This is a genomic window from Thalassoglobus neptunius (assembly GCF_007859735.1).
In the GTDB taxonomy this organism is placed as follows: domain Bacteria; phylum Planctomycetota; class Planctomycetia; order Planctomycetales; family Planctomycetaceae; genus Thalassoglobus; species Thalassoglobus neptunius.
In genome coordinates this window covers 1-19,522 of record NZ_SIHI01000002.1, presented here as the reverse complement: position 1 = coordinate 19,522, position 19,522 = coordinate 1, and the positions used below count along the sequence as shown (strand labels likewise).

General features: G+C 53.2%; 16 protein-coding genes. 8 read left to right on the top strand and 8 right to left on the bottom strand.

Translation table 11 applies throughout. From position 1 onward, the window contains the following. Positions 1 to 99 precede the first annotated feature (99 nt). The 4 genes from KOR42_RS12150 to KOR42_RS12135 all read right to left on the bottom strand — a co-directional run bounded on the left by KOR42_RS12150 (position 100) and on the right by KOR42_RS12135 (position 5,504). The gene (locus tag KOR42_RS12150; protein ID WP_146510100.1) at positions 100 to 852 is read right to left on the bottom strand and encodes a hypothetical protein; all 753 of its coding nucleotides are present in this window, start codon (positions 850 to 852) and stop codon (positions 100 to 102) included. 296 nt (positions 853 to 1,148) lie between these two features. Next, entirely contained in the window at positions 1,149 to 2,927 is a 1,779-nt protein-coding gene (locus KOR42_RS26595) for a sodium-dependent transporter (RefSeq protein ID WP_197441111.1), read from the bottom strand. Positions 2,928 to 3,170: 243 nt separating this feature from the next. Further along, the gene (locus KOR42_RS12140; protein WP_146510099.1) at positions 3,171 to 4,265 is read right to left on the bottom strand and encodes a UDP-N-acetylglucosamine--N-acetylmuramyl-(pentapeptide) pyrophosphoryl-undecaprenol N-acetylglucosamine transferase; all 1,095 of its coding nucleotides are present in this window, start codon (positions 4,263 to 4,265) and stop codon (positions 3,171 to 3,173) included. Between the two features lie 54 nt (positions 4,266 to 4,319). Further along, complete coding sequence (locus KOR42_RS12135; protein ID WP_231740889.1) at positions 4,320 to 5,504, bottom strand: FtsW/RodA/SpoVE family cell cycle protein; 1,185 nt, start codon at positions 5,502 to 5,504, stop codon at positions 4,320 to 4,322. Between the two features lie 396 nt (positions 5,505 to 5,900). On the opposite strand from KOR42_RS12135, the gene KOR42_RS12130 reads away from it, so the two are divergent. Beyond that, positions 5,901 to 6,773: a thioredoxin family protein gene (locus KOR42_RS12130; protein ID WP_146510097.1), complete on the top strand. Its 873-nt coding sequence runs from the start codon at positions 5,901 to 5,903 to the stop codon at positions 6,771 to 6,773. Between the two features lie 98 nt (positions 6,774 to 6,871). Here the strand turns inward: KOR42_RS12130 and KOR42_RS12125 are convergent, their stop codons facing one another. Beyond that, a complete protein-coding gene (locus KOR42_RS12125; protein WP_146510096.1) occupies positions 6,872 to 7,297 on the bottom strand; it encodes a DUF2784 domain-containing protein in 426 nt (141 codons plus the stop codon). A 327-nt stretch (positions 7,298 to 7,624) separates the two neighbouring features. Between KOR42_RS12125 and KOR42_RS12120 the strand changes: the two genes are divergently transcribed. Together KOR42_RS12120 and KOR42_RS12115 are read left to right on the top strand one after the other, a co-directional pair. Next, entirely contained in the window at positions 7,625 to 9,634 is a 2,010-nt protein-coding gene (locus tag KOR42_RS12120) for a sensor domain-containing diguanylate cyclase/phosphohydrolase (protein ID WP_231740888.1), read from the top strand. 244 nt (positions 9,635 to 9,878) lie between these two features. Continuing rightward, positions 9,879 to 10,700, top strand: coding sequence for an ankyrin repeat domain-containing protein (locus KOR42_RS12115; RefSeq protein WP_146510094.1), 822 nt, complete (start codon positions 9,879 to 9,881; stop codon positions 10,698 to 10,700). A 139-nt stretch (positions 10,701 to 10,839) separates the two neighbouring features. Here the strand turns inward: KOR42_RS12115 and KOR42_RS12110 are convergent, their stop codons facing one another. Continuing rightward, complete coding sequence (locus KOR42_RS12110) at positions 10,840 to 12,021, bottom strand: FG-GAP repeat domain-containing protein (protein WP_146510093.1); 1,182 nt, start codon at positions 12,019 to 12,021, stop codon at positions 10,840 to 10,842. A 202-nt stretch (positions 12,022 to 12,223) separates the two neighbouring features. Between KOR42_RS12110 and KOR42_RS12105 the strand changes: the two genes are divergently transcribed. Next, the gene (locus tag KOR42_RS12105; RefSeq protein ID WP_146510092.1) at positions 12,224 to 13,540 is read left to right on the top strand and encodes a serpin family protein; all 1,317 of its coding nucleotides are present in this window, start codon (positions 12,224 to 12,226) and stop codon (positions 13,538 to 13,540) included. Positions 13,541 to 13,678: 138 nt separating this feature from the next. Here the strand turns inward: KOR42_RS12105 and KOR42_RS12100 are convergent, their stop codons facing one another. Both KOR42_RS12100 and gmk read right to left on the bottom strand, forming a co-directional pair. Further along, positions 13,679 to 13,951: a DNA-directed RNA polymerase subunit omega gene (locus KOR42_RS12100; RefSeq protein ID WP_146510091.1), complete on the bottom strand. Its 273-nt coding sequence runs from the start codon at positions 13,949 to 13,951 to the stop codon at positions 13,679 to 13,681. Next, positions 13,944 to 14,555 (bottom strand): guanylate kinase, encoded by a 612-nt coding sequence (gmk, locus tag KOR42_RS12095; RefSeq protein ID WP_146510090.1) that lies wholly within the window; start codon positions 14,553 to 14,555, stop codon positions 13,944 to 13,946. Before gmk ends, KOR42_RS12100 begins: the two co-directional genes overlap by 8 nt. Before the next feature lie 109 nt (positions 14,556 to 14,664). Here gmk and KOR42_RS12090 point away from each other — a divergent pair, with 109 nt between their 5' ends. The 4 genes from KOR42_RS12090 (at position 14,665) to otnC (ending at position 19,255) form a co-directional block, all read left to right on the top strand. After that, positions 14,665 to 15,858, top strand: a complete 1,194-nt coding sequence (locus tag KOR42_RS12090) for an STN domain-containing protein (protein ID WP_231740887.1) — start codon at positions 14,665 to 14,667, stop codon at positions 15,856 to 15,858. 90 nt (positions 15,859 to 15,948) lie between these two features. After that, complete coding sequence (locus KOR42_RS12085) at positions 15,949 to 16,704, top strand: class I SAM-dependent methyltransferase (RefSeq protein WP_146510088.1); 756 nt, start codon at positions 15,949 to 15,951, stop codon at positions 16,702 to 16,704. A 617-nt stretch (positions 16,705 to 17,321) separates the two neighbouring features. Then, a complete protein-coding gene (gene otnK, locus KOR42_RS12080) occupies positions 17,322 to 18,626 on the top strand; it encodes a 3-oxo-tetronate kinase (protein ID WP_146510087.1) in 1,305 nt (434 codons plus the stop codon). Next, a complete protein-coding gene (otnC, locus tag KOR42_RS12075) occupies positions 18,623 to 19,255 on the top strand; it encodes a 3-oxo-tetronate 4-phosphate decarboxylase (RefSeq protein WP_146510086.1) in 633 nt (210 codons plus the stop codon). Before otnK ends, otnC begins: the two co-directional genes overlap by 4 nt. Positions 19,256 to 19,522 lie beyond the last annotated feature (267 nt).

Below are 19,522 nucleotides of genomic sequence, written 5' to 3'. Positions count from 1 at the left end.
AGCGAAGAGTTCTTCGGGAGAGTACAAACGAAAATCACCCGCTCGATGACTTGGCATCAAGCGGGTGATTGAATGTTTTTTGTCACGAGTGACGAAGATTTACTCTTCGAATGAACTCAGTGGGACTTCCACTGTTTCGACTTTTGTGACTTCGCCAGCTTTGACGTTCACGACCCATTTTCGGTTGATGTATCCGGCGTTTTCGTGCCAGACGCGGAATTCGTTTTCGCCTTCCGGAAGGTTCTCAATGGTGAACTTTCCATTTTCATCTGTGACAGCTGCGTATGGATGATCAAGGACAATCCACCACGCTTTCATCCAGGGATGAATGTCGCAGACGACCTGCACAGGCAGAGATTCAGCCAGTGGAACTTTGACCTCAACACCCTTCTGATCGTTGGGTTGAACGATGAAGTTGGCTGGTGAGTTTGCGAACGGTGACGAGTGGACGTTGTGTGCAACGCCGTCGCTTGATTTGCAGGTGATGGTCTGATCTGTTCGGACGACCATCGCGTGCGGCAGGAATCGACACCCTTTCTGATCGAACTCAACGTTCTTTTCTGTGCTTTCTTTCAGGTCAGGATGGATCGAGGAAGCGCGTCTCATGAAGACGACGATGTTGGCAATTCCCTTGTTCTCGGAATTGAAAGCCATTGCATCGTTCGGGACCGCGTTGGCAGCACAGACGGCCGCATCTTTCGCGCTTGCGTCGCCTTTCGCTACGAGCGGAGCAACTTCAGGCACGTCTCCTTCCAGAATAAACTGACCTTCGATGGTTCCCCAGCCTTGAGCCTGGACTGTCGTCACTGAAGACGCCAGTACGGCGCAGACACAAAGTGCAGTTCTCAGCATCTCGTTTATCTCCGAATTTTTAGAATGGTTGCAGGTCGACCCTCATGCGCCGCCCAGCAATATAATGGCAGGACTTCCGATCCGTCTCGACTGATTGTAAACAAAGCATGCTCGATCGACGACCAAGAAAAAATGATCCTTGGCAATTGAGAAGGCTTTCTCCCGCAATCAGGGCTCAAAGTGAAGAATGTTTCACGAGTTTAACAAATGACGCCCAATCCATGCGGTTTGGCAAGGAATTCGCTGTGTTTTGTTCAGCAATGGGCAGTCTTCGGCTTTCGTCGGTCCGATGAGACTTACAATCGACGGACGAGTTCATCCACGTCAAAGATGCCGACTTTCTGGAGTAGAACGACCACGACCAGTGCCGGAGCAACGATTCGGATTACGAAAAGCCAGCCTTGGAACATCCAACTCGGAATGTCTTTCACTTCGGCTTCTTGAAGTTTGCGGGGCATGACCCACCCTGCGTAGACGGCAATCAGCAATCCGCCCAGCGGCAACATCCAGTTCGAAGCAAGATGGTCGACGGTGTCGAAGAATCCTTTGCCGTAGTCGGCGTGCCACGTCCCCAGGAGCGTGTCGGGGTCTCCATCAAATGCACTCGGCACAGCGACCAAAAGCGTAATCACCCCTGTCGCCAGTGCGGCCTGCGGACGCGACCAGTCTTTCTGATCGATTAAGTACGACGCACAGACTTCGAGCAGAGACAACGCAGAGGTCAGAGCAGCGAAGAAGAGCAGTCCGAAGAACAGAATCGAAAGCAGCATTCCGCCGGTTCCGATTTCGGCGAACGCAAGCGGCATACTCATGAACACTAACCCGGGGCCAGCTGTCGGTTCCTGCCCGTACGAGAAGGTGATGGGGAAAATCATCAAACAGGCCAGAAGGGCGATGAGTGTGTCCAGGAAGGTGATCATCAAAGCTTCCTGAAAGAGCCCGGTCTTGGCACTTTGATAAGATCCGTAGGTCATCATCGCTCCCATCCCCAATGAGAGCGTGAAAAACGCGTGCCCCAATGCTTCAAGAACTCCACTCGGTTTGAGTCGGCTTGGGTCCGGGCTGAAGACAAAGCTCACTGCTGCCGGAAAGCCAGACTGAAACGCGCCATAAAGAACCATCGTGCAGATCAGTGCAAACAAGGTGGGCATCAGAATCTGACAGGCCCGTTCGATCCCCGCAGAAACTCCGCCGGCGACGACTCCCACCGTCAATGCCATAAACAGAAAAGCCCACATCAAGGATTGCCAGCCATTCGTATACAGATTCCCGAAGGTCACACCGACTTTCGCGAGAACGAGTTCTCGACGCTTCTCCATTCTGACTTGCCGGAAAAGCGTTTCGTCAGAGATGCCTGTTACGTCCGCCCGGACTTGTTCTTCAATTCCTTTTCTGAGCTCCTGCATCTGTTGCTGAATTGCTTCAACGTGGGTGACGGTTTGTTGAAGTTCTTCATCGGTCAGCAGACGACGGCGTGCTTCCTCCGGATCTTCAGCGGCTGAGACAGCAGCTTGAAAGCGGGCAAAGGCGTCCATTTGCCGTTTCGAGATTTCGCGTTCCAGCAATGACTCTCCCATGCGGGCCTGATCCGCGAGTCGCTTGTCGATGAGATAATTCTGCATCGACTCCATATCCGCTGTCGCGATGAAGAGATCCGTTTCAGCCGCAGCTTCTTTTTCAATCGGCTGGGTAAAGTTGACGATCGACTTCAACGTGTAATCCATCGACCAGCCAGCGACGACGACATAGAACGACAAGATGATGAACCCGGCCAGGACTCCCATCCACCCCGCCGCTGACCAGATAGTCTTACCTCCGTTGAGTTCCTCGAAAGCTCCGACAGGTTGTTTCTGGGCTGCGCGACCGATCATGATTTCTGCAATCATGATTGGAAGTCCAACGAGCAGGATGCACACCAGATAAATCAGAACGAACAGTCCTCCTCCGTTCTCGCCGGTGATGTACGGGAACTTCCAGATGTTTCCCAGTCCAACAGCAGACCCCGCAGCTGCCAGCACAAACCCAAAGCGAGATTTCCAATGAGACCGTCCGGTTTCTTTTTGTTGACCTGCCATCCTGGAGTTCCTTCGTCCGTTCTTCGGTACGTATGTCTCGCTGCAAGACACATCAGAAACAGAAATTACACAGGACAATTCGCTGTTGCAATTCGACCCGGGAAGATCACCCGTTCGCGCTTGTGTCGTATTGGGCCTGTATCGTGGTTGGCCAGGCCGATCGATTGACCGAAGCAGACGTTGAAAGCCGATGATCAAAGCGGGCGGAGGAATGTGATTTCAGCGAATGCAATCGGACGCTTTTTATCTTTGGCTTAGAATGACATCGGCCACGCGCTGTGTCGCGTCCGGTCGTCCTGACTCGCGTTGCTGTCGGGCCATTTCTTCCAACTTGTCTGAGTCACTAAGTAGTGATCCCAGCACCTGATGAAACCTTGACGAGAACTCTTCACCGCCTTGATCTTCTTCCACCAGTGCAACCCCGCCACGCTGTGCATAGTACACGGCGTTCAAGTGTTGATGGTTTCGAATTGACTTCGGGTCGGGAATGACCACCGCCGGACGTCCGATCGCCGCCAGTTCCGCTAACGTGGTTGCGCCAGCGCGGGTGATCACGAGCGACGAATGGCTGAGTTCCTGGTCCATCTCGTCAATGAAGTCCGAACAAGTGACGTTTAAGGGCATTGTATTGTAGAACTCATCGAACTCCTGCTGATCACTCTTGCCTGTTTGATGTGTCACGCTCCAGTTGGACAAGAGGTCTTCATGCCGAGAACAGAAGTCCCGAAACGCTCGGTTGATTTTGTGGGCTCCCTGACTTCCCCCGAGGACGAGCAAGTGACGACGCGGGTTCGAGTCGTTCGCGTCACTGACAGCTTGAAGTATTTCTTTTCGAATAGGATTCCCCGTCCATTCACACCGAGCTTTTGGCAGCTTCATCTCGCGGGAATGTGGAAAGCTCGTGCAGATCACACGAGACAATTGCCCCAACAGCGAATTCGCTCTGCCAGCAATCACGTTTTGTTCGAGAATGACAACTGGAATTCGAAGGCTCTTAGCTGCCAGAATTCCGGGGACGCTCCCAAATCCTCCGAGACCGATCACCACATCCGGAGCCAATTCACGCATTCGAGTCCGGATGGTTTGAACTGCTCCGATCAATGAGGGAATGCCAGTCAGTGGTTTCCTGAAGAGTGCAGAACTTGTGACCGAGTCAACCAGAAACTGTTCGAGGTGAGAGTCGTCAAGAATTCGTCGTTCAATGTCTCGTCCGGTCGTCAAAAAGAGGAACTGACTCCCCGGTTCTCTCGTTTTGATCTCTTGTGCCACAGAAATCCCGGGATACAGATGTCCCCCGCTTCCTCCTCCGCAGAACACATAACGATGTGAATTTCCCATGACCACTCATTCGAATTCGCGAGACTGGACATTCCGTTCGAGGAGATGAGTTGATCAAAACTCGGCAGCTGCGTCGATGAAATCGGAAGGACTCTCGTCGATGCTTTCTTCGAAATCGTGTCGTTCCTGAACAGTTGGATGCTGATCTTCAGCGGTTCGATCGACTTTCGTCAGACTCCAGAAGACTCCCAGGCTGAACAGGCTCATGACCAGATTACTCCCACCGTAACTTAGAAAGGGGTGAGAAATCCCTTTGGGGGGAACCATCGCTGTGACAACCGCCACGTTAATCGCTGCCTGAAAAATTAAAAGTGTGAGGATCGTTGTTCCGGTCACAACTCGAAAACTGCACGCTGGTGATCGGGCAAGCATGCGCTGACCGGTCAAATAGAGACCACACCACAGCAGGACGACGCCGAGAGTTCCGAGCAGTCCCAGTTCTTCGCCGACAGCTGCGAAAACAAAGTCCGTATCTGCTTCGGGAAGAAAACTCAGTTTCTGCCAACCTCTTCCCAATCCCGTTCCCGAAAGTCCACCGACTCCCAGTGATGTCAGAGACTGTCGAACCTGATAGGGGGCTTCGGCGGGATTTGTCCACGTCTGAATGAAACCGTTGATGCGGGCAAGTTGATAAGGGTGAAGAACGATCAGTCCGACGATCATCGGAACACACAGCAAGCCAGCCACGAGGAAGTGCCACTTCGGCCAACCCGTCAAAAACAGAACCAACACGATTCCGCTGCAGATGAATAATGATGTCCCGAGGTCCGGTTCGAGGAGGATGAAAGAGACCGGGAGCCCTCCAATGAGTGCAATCGAGACGAAGTCGACAAACTTCGGCGAACTCAATCGATCCCGATATCGCAAGCGGTACGCGCAGACCATCATCGGAACCGACAACTTGGCGATCTCCGAGGGTTGAAGACTCCACGAACCGAGTCGAATCCAACGCTGTGCTCCGTTTACGCGATGGCCGAACGAAGGGACAAGGACGAGGATCAACAAGGCAAGCGTTGCCAAGTAGATCACGGGGGCCAGCATGATCCACAAGCGTTCAGGAATGATGGAAGCAACGAACCCAGCGACCAATCCGATTCCAAGAAAGATCAGATGTTTCGACAGCTGAATCGATTCCTCCGGACGGCTCACCGAGGTCATGCTCGAACTGTCGACAAACAGCACACCGACCGCGATCAACATGGCGATCATCGCGAGAAAGAGCTGATCGATCGGTTGCACGGTCGACGCTCTTTGCAACGAATCTTGATCTTCATGATGAACAGTGATGGCGTTCATGACGTCTGCTGATTGAGAATTTGGAGACCGGTCTCGATGGGTTGCATCCCGCTTAACGTATAGGGCTCGCCTGTTTCGCAGTTGACTTAAGCGTATTCATCGACACTTCGACGGTGTTCTCGCCGGAACTCTTCTCTCGGACTCGCTGGCCAACAGGACCGTTCAAGTCTTCGAAGGTTTCCTAACCGGACGACCCATTCAACGGTGTTTCGAAGATCGATGACCATCCGATTTCGATTGCATCACACGATCAGCAATGACCGATAGGAAAGCTGGAGCGCTTGCCTCTGAACGCATCTGTTTCTTCGGTGACGTCGTCTCCAACTATGCGAGGTTGCTATGCACTTACCGTCCGCTCGTCTTTTTGCACTGACCGTAGTCACTCTGCACTTCGCACAGGCGGCGTCTGCACAAACGCTGTGGTACAGCGATCTCAACGCAGCCCGCAAAGTCGCCATGGAGACCAACCGTCCGATCCTTTGTCACTTCGGGGCAGAGTGGTGTGGTCCATGCCAACTCATGGAGCGCGAAGTTTTTCCCACGCAACAGGTTCGCGAGAAGCTCGGATCGTCGGTTGTGGGAGTGAAAATCGACGTCAATCAGAGGCCAGAATTGGCGCGTCGTTTTGGAGTTCATCAGTTTCCGATGGATCTCTTTCTTGAGCCCAACGGAACACAACTTCTGAGAACAACAGGGTTTAAGAGTACCAGTGAGTACGTCGCCCTGATGATGCGAGCCAATACGCGCTACTCGGATCTTCTCGCTCAACGGCAACCCAAGCCGAGTACTTCTCCGGAAATCGCCGCCGATCAATCCGAGTCAACCATCCGACCGGCCGGCCAGCAATCCGTAATGCTTGACGGCTATTGCCCAGTGACGTTGTGGAAGACGCGACGATGGGAGAAGGGAAACTCGCGGTGGCAAGTCGAATTCAAAGGGCAGGTTTTCCACATGGCCAGCGAACAGGAACGGGACGATTTTCGCCTCACTCCGGATCGCTACACACCTCAGTTTCTCGGTTGTGATCCGGTGATTGCCTGGGAAACCGACCGTGCTGTTCCCGGTGATACTCGCTTCGGGGCTTTCTATGACGAGCAGCTCTATCTCTTCAGCTCGGATGACAATCGAAAACGATTCAAGTCAGAACCTGATCGTTATGTCCAGGCTGAAGTCGTGTTGAGCGTTGACCAGATCGAAAGAGTGATCAAGTAGATTGTTCCTCGATTGCTACTCGTTGATCGCATCCGAGTGAGAAGACCAACGGAACTTCTGCTCGCTTTGACTCTCAAGAATCGGTTCCTCGCTCCGAATTAATTCGTGACGCGGTTTGTTCTTTCAGAGCGTGACCAGTCAGGCGGAACGAAACTCAGCGAGACGAGAATCAACAACCCGCAAGCTGTGTAACACATGGTGAACACCCACCATGGAGCATCGAAGAAAAGCAGTTGGTGAACGAATCCCGCCAGGAATCCGTCTCCATCAAACGGCTGGCTCGCTTTGGCTCTCAGGGATTCTTCAAGTGTGGTCAATGGACAGGTGACACCCGCCCAAGCTTCGGCCACGACGATGAGAATCATCAGCAAGTGGATGATCCGAAACCATCGATTTCTCACCCACCGCCAACCCGCGATGCCACCGTACAGGATTAGTACGAGACCGACGACAATCGTGGCGGCATAGGCCAGATGGAACACAGCCACCACATCGGCAAGCAGTGCGTAATTCGATTCGTTCATACCTGTTAGGATTCATGGAGACGGACGAATATTCCACGAAATGTCCCCAGTTCCATCAGAAGTTCCGATTTTGCGGCTTATTGCTCGTTGTTGAGACCGGTCACCTTTGACACAGAGATTGCCATCTCTCACGACCGTCACAAACTCCACGGTCCTGCCCGGAATAAAGATTCAAGCAAGTTGACCAGCCCAATGCGTGGCATAGGTTTTCGTACACGGTTTCGATCGGCGAAACGTCCTATTCGATCCTGGCTTGAAGTCGGTTCACCAATGTCCACGCTGACCACCCCCTCAACAGCACAGCTCTCCGCAATCGGGAATCACCCGATGAATTCCTCCTTGCTCCTAGAATCTGTGCTGCAGCTTTCCAAAGCAAGCGAACTTCCGACTCCCCCGAATGAGCTTGACGATATTATCTCGATTCATGTTCTTCGACGGCTGCTGGCCGCGATTCATTTTCGGGATGTGCGCGTCTTGAAGCATTCACGCCGCGTTGGGTTGTTGGCCGTCGGGATCGGATCGCGTCTCGGTTGGGAAGACATGCAGCTTCGACTGATTGAGATTGCCGCGCTGCTGCATGACATCGGCAAGCTGGGAGTGCCGGATCATATTCTCGGCAAGCCAGGAAAGCTCAGTCCGGATGAGTACGAATACATTGCCGGTTTCAATCGCGTCGCCGTCGAAATACTTCAGTGTTGCCAGGTCAACACGGACGTTGTTGATATTGTGGCTCAATCACACGGAGTGAATGTCGACGGAACGTCCACGCAGGACAAGCCCGCGAGTCTCGGAGCGCGAATTCTCGCTGTCGCTGACGCCTACGAATCATTGACGTCCATTCAACCTTATCGACCGGCGTTCGATACCAACAAGGCTCTTCGAACACTTGAAGAACAGGCCGGAAAAGGATTCGATCGGAACGTCGTCGCGGCACTGGAACGTTGGCTGCATAGTGAACGAGCATCGGTTCTTTCCGACACAGATGCGGAGAACGCGTCCATCGCTGCAAATGCTCCGGCGGATCACAACGCGAAAATGGCCGCCACCCGATTCTGCCACGTCTTTCAGTATCTGCACACTCTCGAAAGTCTGTACGACGCCTTCTATATGATTGATCGTGAACAGCGGATCGTCATGTGGAACATGGGAGCGGTCAAAATGTTCGGCTACTCTCCCGGAGAGCTGATTGGCCAAACCTGGCACCGTTCGATCGTCTCGTCGACCAAAGCAAAACCGGACCCCGTTGACCGATGCCTCGAAGAGTCCATTCCAGTTTGCCATCGACTCAATCTCAAGGATGTCGACGGGAACTCGCAGAGCTTCGATGTTCAAACGTTGCCCGTCACGAATGATTCCGGATCTGTGCGTGCAGTGATGGAACTCATCTGCGATGGAAATGAATCGAAGCGACATCGAGGACAGTTCCGAAAACTTCAAATGGCCGCCACACGAGACGCACTTACAGGCGCGTTCAATCGTGGGGAATTGGAACAACGTCTGACACAAGCCTTTCAGAAGTGGGAAAAAGATCCGCAGATCCCTTACTCAGTCGTCTTCGTGGACCTCGATCACTTCAAAGCGATTAACGACCGGCTGTCGCATGCTGTCGGCGATCGTGTGTTGATCGACGTGGCTCGACTCATTCAGGATGAGCTCTATTCCGGCGAGCAAGTTGGTCGCTACGGAGGAGAAGAGTTCGTGATTCTGTGTCCGGAAACTCCGCTCGAAGTGGCCATTGAACGTTCGGAGCGACTGCGACGGTCGATCTCAAGTGCAGAGATCGCAGGACGGGATGACCTCCGGGTCACAGCCTCGTTCGGAGTGGCTCAAGTGGAACCGGGTGACACCTCCGAATCTGTCACCAAGCGTGCCGATCAAGCGCTCTACGATGCGAAGAACTCGGGACGAAACCGAACTTGCTACCGAGTCACCGAACAGTGGGCTGAGTCTCAGAAGAAGAATGAAGCCGGTGAAGATGCCTTCATCCATCAGGCTGAGATCGTCGCATGCGTGGCGAGAGGAATGTTGCCGATGAAGCTCAAGGGGTACGTCGAAGACATCCATGCCAAGATTCTCTCGGTCAAAGAAGAAGAAATCTCACTGCAGGTCGGCGCTCCAACACTCTTTCGCAAATGGGGCAAGGAAGACGACAAACAACCGGTGCGAGTCCGTGTGGAGATTCACGACATCCCCGCTCATGAACAAAAGCAGGGAACACGTCGACTTCGCCTCAAGACGTTCACCGAACCGGTCGGAAAGCCTTCATCCCCGGAAGTCTTTCACAAACGAGCCAATCGCGTGAATGAGTCACTTCGCGCCTATCTGATTGCCGATTAGAGCCAGTTGTTCTAAGCAATACTGTTCTGAGCAAAGCCCTCGCTTATGCGATTCGACAAGTTCAATGACAGAGCTTGCCCTTGCGAGACGATGTAATTCACGCTGCGCGAATCCATCACAAGAAAACGCAGGGTCGATCGAGTCGCTTCACCGCTGCAACCTTTCCATCTGTCCAGCGTTGTGAAAGCTGGAAGATGGATTTACAGTCAACGAATACCCCTCGTGACTCGTAGCGGGCGATCTGATGACAAACACTCAACTGGTCTTCGAACTCATCGATGCTGGCGATCTGGATGTCCTCCGATCACTCATCGCAGCCGATCCGGCCGTTGTTTTTGTCCGTCACGCCGACGCCAATCTCTTCCACTGGACGACCCTCCAATACGCAGCCAGTGAAGGCAAGCTGGATGTCTGTCGGCTTCTCGTTGAGCAGGGTGCAGAAGTCTATACGAATCCAATGAATTCGTATCCGCCTGTGATTCAAGCCGTCTGGAAGAAGCACCAGGATGTCGTGGACTATTTTCTCAAAGAGATTCCCCATCTTGCGGAGGGAACCAATGGAACCGGAGTTGCGCTGAATCTTGCTGCCCGCGAAGGTTGGACGGAAATCGTCGATCTGCATCTCAAGAAAGATCCGCTCAGTGTCTTTCAGAGAGGTTGGATCGGAGACACGCCCCTCCACTGGCCAGCCCACAACAACCACGGCGAAATCGTTCAGAAGCTGATCGCAGCCGGAGCGGATATCGAAGCGGATGAAATTAATTGCTACGGAGGGAAACCTCTCCACTGGGCCAGCGAGCATGCACCGGAGTCGGTCCGTCGACTCCTCGCAGCCGGGGCCAATGTGAACAGTCGAAATATCAAAGAGGACTCGGATTTCTTTGGTGTGACCCCACTCATCATGAACGCCACTCAGCGAGACGACTGCGACGAAGTCACCCAACTTCTCCTTCAAGCGGGGGCCGACCCGAGCCTGATCGACGCCCAAGGTAAGACAGCATTGGACCACGCTCGCGAACGCGGTCTTGCGAAGATCACAAAAGTATTGGAGTCATGGCGGAGCTAGAGCAGTTTGAACTTTCCAACGCACCCGCTTCAACTGTTCGACAAGTTCAACAAATCGATTGGCTTTTGCGAGAAAGTCTAATTCAAATCTCGCGAACCAAGCCGCACAAGTCCATCTACAATCAAAGTTCGAATGCGACTTACGGGCCACGGTTGATATACAACTTCAAATTGTGCGTCGCGCGACCTCCCGCCACGATGTCGGGAAATCCATCGCCTGTCAGGTCCTCGACGATCAAGTCTTCACAGGCCATGCCTCCTGCATCGACAACGTGCTTGGACCAGTTCGTTCCCCAGGCATTGCGAGCTTTATAGACGATGACTCCGAAAGTCTCTGGAGTGTCGCTGTGACCGAAAACGATCTCATCGTTTCCATCTCCATCGAGGTCAGCCATCCATAGAGCATGTCCGCGCTGGAACCCCGCGTCGATCACGGTTCGAGTCCACAGCTTCTGATCGCCTTTCGGTTCTGTGTAGACGACCAGCGAATGGCCATGCATCGGTTCGACGGTGGCAATCACATCAACACCTGAAGCAAGCCGCCCCAGTTTCACTTCACCGGCTCCGCGATCAAACGGTTTCACTCCATCGATCCCGTCGCCGATTTGAGTCTTCGCCCAACCTTCCGGAGTTCGTTCGATGAGATAGACACCCTCTTGCGAAGCTGTGAGTGTGTCGATGGAATCATCATCGTTGACATCGACATGCCAGTGGTTGTGCATCCGATTGAGTTCCTGATCGAGAACCGTCGCTGACCATCCGCCTTCTACTGGATTGTCCGGGACTTCAAACGCGGTCAATCGAACCCCATTGCCGACAGTTGCGTTGAGCGGAGAAACGACCAGTTGCGGTGATCCGGTTCCAAGAACATCCGCCCAGCGCATGCGATGAGTCCAACGTTCTTCCCCGATCAAATGCACCTTCCACGGTTCATCAAGAGAGTCTCCCCGCGTCAGCCAGTGGATCGTTCCAATCTTCGTCCAGCCAGCTCCCAGAGCAAAGTCGACCAGCCCATCGCCGTCGATGTCATGCGGAGCGATGCAGACATTATCGAGCGGCGTCTGATCCGCAATGATCACTCGCGGTGTCCAGTCGGGAGCCTGAAACCACAACACCCGACGTTCTGTCACAGCCACGATGTCCTGTAGTCCATCGTTGTCGACGTCCGCCAACGTCACCGCATAGCAGACTTTGCCAATCTCCGGATCAAGCACAACTTCCTGGAACTCCACAATGTCATCGTCGGCTTTCAAGAGTGCCGACGGAGCACAAGTCAGCAGGCTGACGGAAGCGAACAGGAGCGCGTTCAAAGAGTTCGACATAGGAATTCCACTGAATTTAAGGAACCGACCTCTCGATTAAACGCATTTTCGATTCCCGATGCAATCATCACGAGTTCGGAGAGTCCCGTTCGCGTGCGTCTCGAAGTAAATTTCCGTCTGGAGTTGTGAAAACGAGGAGAGTCGCGTTTATTAGAGTGGTCTCAAACTGTGACGATGGTTTTCGGAATGAGCGGGGAAGGAAATGGGGCGCAAAATCAAGATGGTGTTCGCGTTCGTTGTGGCGAATGCGATCGGGCTGCAGTTCACGGGAGCGATAGCCGCTCAGGACGATCTCGCTCAAGCCTTTGTCGAAGCGGAAAACAAATTCGCGTATGACATTTTTGAGGAGATCGCAAAATCTACTGAGGAGAACATTTGCTTTTCTCCTCTCGGTTTGACGGTCACGCTCGCGATTCTCGCTGAAGGTTCGAAAGGGGAGACACAGCAAGAAATTGTCCGTGCCCTCAAGTATGACGAGAAAGCTCCTCTTCTCTCGGCGGCGGAAGCAGCTTTGTCGTTTTCGGAAGACAATCGGTCTCGCTCAGCCACCTGGGTGAACCTCAATGCCATCTGGCTCCAGTCGAGATATCGCTGGGATCCGCGCTTCGTGAAGAGTGTTCGAGAGTCGATCAGCTGTGAGTTCTCGACAGTCGACTTTCGACGTGCTTCCGGGGTCGCTGTCCAACTAATCAATTCCTGGGCGAACCGGCGGACCGCTGGTCGAGTTGGTCAGATCATTTCACCGGGCTCACTTGATCACCAAACACGATTCGTTGTCGTCAATGCTGTTTTCATGGACGCGAAGTGGGAGCACGGCTTCGATCGAAACATTACAGGAGATCGAGACTTTCATGTCACTTCGGAGCAGACAGTTTCGACACCGATGATGACGCAGACGTCAACGTTCCCATGGATGAAACAAAAGACCTTTTCCGCAGTTCAATTGCCGTACAAGAATTTTTCCGCCTCCATGTTTGTGTTCCTGCCGCACGAAATTGACGGTCTGCAAAATCTGATTACGACGCTGTCGGCCGACGAACTTGCAACGTCAATGCGACTGCTGGATGAAGCTCCTGAACCCGAACCTCGTCCTGCAGGTCAGCAGGGATTCTTTCAGGTTCCGGCGAATGAGGCGGAACCGCAGTTGGGGCAGACACTCGTTGAACTCCAATTGCCTCGCTTTCAGATTCTGCATCAGCAAGACATGAAAGCACCCCTCCAGTTATTGGGAGTGAAGTCTGCTTTCGAAATGGAACGTGCAGACTTTAAAATCCGTCGCCGCGATGACGATGAATTGATTTATTTGAGCGAGATTCAACAGACAGCTTCGATCGAAGTCGATGAAGAAGGCACTGTCGCGGCCGCTGTCACCATCGGGAAAGGGGCTGGTGGCTTTGGTTTCGCTCCGGAAAAGGTGACCTTCAACGCTGACCGCCCCTTTGTCTACGTGATCCGCGCAGACAACGGGTTGATCCTCTTCATGGGCTGTGTCCACAACCCTCTTCAACAGACTCAGTGATCGCACCTGCTAGAAACGGCAGTGACTTAAGTCGAACGGTGTGGACTCGGCCGCCGAAACGAAGACAAGCCTGATTCCACTCACATGGGAATCAGGCTTGGTGTTGTTCTGTCTTCTCAGAGGGTCTGAGGTCGAAAGCTATTCCTCGACGTCAGGCGATTCGTCCATCAGCATTTTTTCGAGGTCGGGGGCGTCGTCGGGAACGATGACGACATTGTCCGAGATGTCGAGGTAGATTTTATCCGTCATGATCTCTTCGATCACTGTCCCCATGGTTGGCTTACCCGGGCAGTCAACCAGAGGCGGGGCGCCTCGATTCAACTGAACGAGACGCTTCTGGATCAGCGTGGACAGCTTGAAGCGCCCGCCGACCTTCTTTGCGATCGCATCTTCCTTCAGTTCATCATGCATGAAAGTTCTTCTCCGTATCCTTCAAGAGCGTGCAGATTTCTCCCACTGCTCGATCCAGATCATCATTGATTACTCGATACCGGTACCTGTCGGACGATTTTAGCTCCTCTTTCGCAGTCCGCAACCGCCGTTGGATGACTTCGTCTAATTCTGTCCCCCGGTTGCGGAGCCTTCTTTCGTACTCGTCCACGGACGGAGTCTGCAAAAAGATCGAGACGGCATCGGGGTACAGATCCATCAACTTCAGCGCCCCTTCGACATCAATTTCCAGCAAGACCCAACTGCCCGACTCTTGGATGCGGGCCAACTCGCTTTTGAGCGTCCCGTACCAGAAACCGCTTCGATGAACTTCTGCACACTCCACGAAGTCGTCAGCCACGCGATGAGATTCGAATTCATCGGAAGTCATGAAATGGTAATGTTTTCCGTCGATTTCGCCCACCCGTTTGGGGCGCGTCGTCGCAGAGACTGCCATCTGAATCGGAACAGGAGAATCCTTGAGAATCCGTTCGACGATCGTTGTTTTGCCGCTGCCACTCGGTCCCGAAAGGACCACCATCCGACAGGGGGGAGCGGCAGTTTCTTTGGAGGTTTCTTCAGTCATTCCCAGTCCGCAACATTCCAATTTCCGTAAAATGCGATTGAAGTCCCGGGACCAAATCGGCATCCTCCAATGGATCGTTCAGTTTTCCAGAATTTCAGGCTTCGGCATCGTGCGCGCAATTTATCGTCTTCTCCGCCCCTTTCCAAGTTGCGAATGCAGGAAACAGGTCGGCTATGGCTTGATTCTGCTTCTCATCGCATCCATTTCCATCGGTCAAGCTGCGGATCGCACAAACCGCCGGCTGCGAACCGATGCGGCATTTCAGGAGGTTCTGGACCATCCCCTTCTTTCCAGCAGTGCCCGCAAGCGAGAGATTCAACCTTTTTTGAATCAACTTGCCAGCGAACGCGACATTTCTATTTTGATCGACCGACGAATCGATCCTCATCGTCCGGTTTCAGCGACGCTGAGGGAAGACTACTTCGACGACGGAATTCGAAAGATCGCAGCGGAAATCGGAGCTGAGGTGACCGTTGTTGCGGACACGATTCTCGTCGGCCCTCCGGGAGCGATTCGAAAGCTGCGAACGCGAATCGCCATCCTCGATGCCGAATTCAGAGAGTCCGATGGTTCGCCGCTTCAGAAGCTTCAAACGCTGAGAGAATCAACACTGACATGGGACGACTTCACCAGGCCTCGCGAGTTGATTCAGCAAGTCGCCTCGAAATACCGCTTTACGGTTACCAATCCGGAAGCCATACCACACGATCTGTGGAGATCCGGATCCATCAGCGACGGAGACCTGATCGACCAGCTTGTCATTCTCCTCTCGCAGTTCGACCTCACCTTTCGCTGGGGAACGGATTCGGAGATTGAGATCGTTCCGGAACTGGAAGAACTCGGAGTCTGGGAAGATCATCATCATCGCACCGGATCACTGGCCGAAGCGATGGCGCTGTTGAAAGAGAGTCAGCCAGACATAAACGTCGAAGTCGCGGGCGATTCTCTCCGGGTTTTGGGAACTGTCGAATCACATGAACAGGTCGCGGTGATGCTCGGTGAGCGACCGCCCAGAGTCCGCCCACCTTCTCAGCTTCAAAGCGATTCGATTGAGAATCAGCGTTTCACGTTGCAGATGGTGCGGAAACCGTTTCGTTCTTTGGTGCAACTCCTTGAACAGCAGGGATTGGAGTTTCAGTTTGACGAAGATCACCTCCGGGAATGTGGTGTCGATCTGAACCAGAAAGTCTCAGTGAATGTCGAACAGGTTTCCGCCGAGGAATTACTGCGGCAGGCGTCTCAACCACTCGGGCTGCAAATTCGAATTGACGGCCGTGTCATTGAATTGTTTGTCGAGGAGTGATCATCATGCCTGTTCCACTTTGCATGTTCCACTTTGAATGACTCTCACTCCCACAGTCCGAGCGTCCCCATTTTCTGAGAGAGACCAATAATGCGCAGCCTGACCTTCTGGCTCAGTTCGTTCGTTTTCATTTTGGCGGTGTCTGCGTTGCAGGTGCATGCTCAGGACGAGCCCTATTCGGCGCCCCTCAAAGAGTTGCGCTATACCTATAATCAGAATCATGATCCAAACGGGATTGGGAAGTTCTATCTCGGGCGAGAGATCGCGCGCGTGATGGGGCACCAGGGAATTCGCTGGCTGGAACGACCGGAACGCGAAGAGGAAGAACGACTCTCGAAACTGATCGAAGGTTTGGACATCGAATCCGGGATGACAGTTGCCGATATCGGGGCTGGCTCAGGGGTGATCAGTGTTCTTCTTTCAGAAGCGGTCGGACCGACCGGGACCGTTCTTGCTGTCGACATTCAACAAGAGATGCTCGATGCGCTGCAGGCGAAGTGCAAGTTCCTGGACATTGACAATGTGGTCCCGGTTCTTGGAACGACGAAGTCTCCCCGCCTGGAAAGCGGAACCGTCGATTTAATTGTGATGGTCGACGTGTACCACGAATTCGATTTCCCGTTCGAAATGCTTCAAAACATCTCCAGTGCCCTCAAGCCGGGAGGACGAGTTGCGTTTGTGGAATACCGCAAGGAAGATCCTTATGTGCCGATCAAAGAGGTCCACAAAATGTCGGAAGCTCAAGTGAAAACGGAGGCTCTCGTCCCCGCTCACGGTTTGCAGTGGGTTGGAACATTCCGCCGACTGCCGCGACAGCACGTCGTTCTCTTTTCCAAAGTGGAATAGTTCTCACGTTTCCCAAATGGAACGACCGATCCGGTCATCATTCAAACCCGCAAAATTTTTCGATTGCCAGTGCCTGAGGTGTCACAATCGGTCCAATAACGCGCTGAAGAGAGTGAGTCGAAAGGCTTATCACTCATCGGAAATCTTCATTTGTGGGGAGCATTGAAATGGATGCAGATCGTGAACAGTTGTTGAATTCAAGAACCGTTTGGTCCCTCTCAAAACTTTTTTGTCTCGTTGCTGTGTTGAGTCGGTTTCAATCAACGACAGTCGAAGCAGCAATCTTCACACGCCGACCAACGAACACTCTTCAATCGCGTCCCGCGACGGGCATGGGATCGAATATTCATCGTCGCTTTGTTCTGAAGCGAGAACTTCAACGTCAAAAGCAAGGTTATCCAGTTCGAATGCGCGGGAATATCCTTTGGAAACGCACATCAAGATCGAAATAATCAAGGCCCTTGAACTCCGGGTTGATTCATCGGTGACATGACTCGGCGGAGTGCAATTCATTTGTTAATCTTTAACGTCTCGGCTCAATCATTTGTGAAGACGTCACGCTACGGTTCTCGCAGTGATTGAAAAGATCGCAACACGAGAACGTGGAAGCTTTGCAGATGACAGACGCTCATGCCAATTCAGAACGTAGTCCCGTTTTGGGTTGTATCGCTGATGATGTGACCGGAGCGACCGATCTTGCGACAAATCTTGTCCAGGGCGGATTGCAAGTCACTCAGTTCTTGGGCGTGCCGTCGCAAGAGGCACTTCGCGAAGTCTCTGCCGATGCTGTTGTCGTCGCTCTGAAGACAAGATCGATTCCGATCGCGGATGCGATTGAAGAATCGGTGGCGAGTCTGAACGCCATGCGAGAAGCTGGGATCGGTCGGTTCTACTTCAAGTACTGTTCGACGTTCGATTCAACGCCTCAGGGGAATATCGGTCCGGTCGCGGAAGCGTTGATGGACGAACTGAACGTCTCGCAGGCCATCTTCTGTCCCGCATTTCCAGCGAATGGAAGGACCGTTTACCAAGGGCACCTCTTTGTCTATCAGAAGCTCTTGAATGAGTCGGGAATGGAGAATCATCCGCTCAATCCCATGACTGATTCGAATTTGATTCGAGTTTTGCAGCAGCAGTCGACTCGGTCTGTTGGTCTGATCGACTACCAAACGATCGAAGCCGGAACGGATCAGATTCGCGAAGAGTTAAAGAGGCTCGAGCAAGAAGGAATTCCACTTGTCATTACGGACAGTTGTGATGAACAGCATCTGCAAAGACTGGCACAGGTCGTCGCAGATGCTCCGCTCATCACCGGTGGGTCCGGGCTTGGGCGCTACCTTGGCGAGACGTATCGAGAAACAGGAGCTGTCACCAGTCATGAACGGACTGCAGTTCCTCCCGAGATCACTGGGCGAAGCCTTGTCCTGGCAGGCAGTTGCTCAACCATGACAAACCGCCAGGTGGCAAACATGAAGGAGTTCGCGCCCGCGTTTCAAATTGATGTGCGGAAGCTGATGAACAACAGCGAGCGTCTGCTCGAAGAAGTCCTGGAATGGTCGCAAGCACACGACCCGTCGATTCCACTCCTCGTTTATTCTTCATCGCCTCCGGAAACCGTTCAGCGACTCCAGCAAGAATTAGGAGCAGAAGGCGTTGCTGAGAGCATCGAGCGATTTCACGCCAGTTTCGCGGAACGAATGGTCAACGAGCATGGAGTTCGTCGCCTGATTCTGGCAGGCGGAGAAACGTCCGGAGCGGTCGTCCGACAACTCGGAATTTCTCAACTCCAAATTGGTCCCGCAATTTGTCCCGGCGTTCCGTGGACGACATCAGACAGCGATCCGCCTCTGGCACTGGCTCTGAAATCCGGAAACTTCGGGAGCGAGCACTTCTTTCGTGAAGCACTGGAGATGCTGCCATGAACGAACGCGAACTGCGTGAACAGATTGCCCTTCAAGGAAAGTCGATCTTCGACCGGGGATTGACCTTCGGCACTTCGGGCAATATCAGTGCGAAGCTCGGGGACGAAATCTTGATCACGCCCACGAATACCTGCATGGGACGAATCGATCCCGATCGAATTTCCAGGCTCGGGCCCGATGGAAATCTCCGCTCAGGCGATAAGCCCTCGAAAGAAGCATTTCTTCATTTGTCGATGTACCGTTCGCGTCCGAATGAACTGGCGATTGTGCATCTCCATTCCACGTATTCCGTCGCAGTGTCGTGTCTCGCTGACGTCGACCCGAGCAATGTTCTCCCGCCGATCACTGCCTATTACGTGATGAGAGTCGGAACGCTTCCGCTCATTCGGTACTTTCCGCCCGGTGACGAAACGCTCGCGGAAGCTGTTGAGGTTCAATCAAAGCACGCACGATCCGTACTGCTCGCCAATCACGGACCAGTCGTCTCAGGGAAATCGCTTGACGCCGCGGTCGCAGCAACTGAAGAACTTGAAGAGACCGCGAAGCTCTTCCTCCTGCTGAAAGGACAAGCGACCCGATTTCTTGATTGCGACCAATGCAGAGAGTTAGAGCAACGCTTTCCCAATTAGAGCAAGTTGCTCTTTCCTGTGCACTCGATTGAACTCTCTCATCCGGTCAATGGCTGAGAGGCTATCCGGAAACTGAGGTTTTTTGAAAGTCTGGTTTTGTTCACACTTTGCGGTTCATCAACGCAAAGGAGTGCACGGTTTCCGAGGCGATTCGAAAAGCGTACCCAAGTGACCTGACTGACCTTCAGTGGGAGATGATCGAAATGATTCTTCCGAAGCCCCGCCGCAGCAAGAAAGGCGGGCGACCACAAACTGTGGACGTGCGGG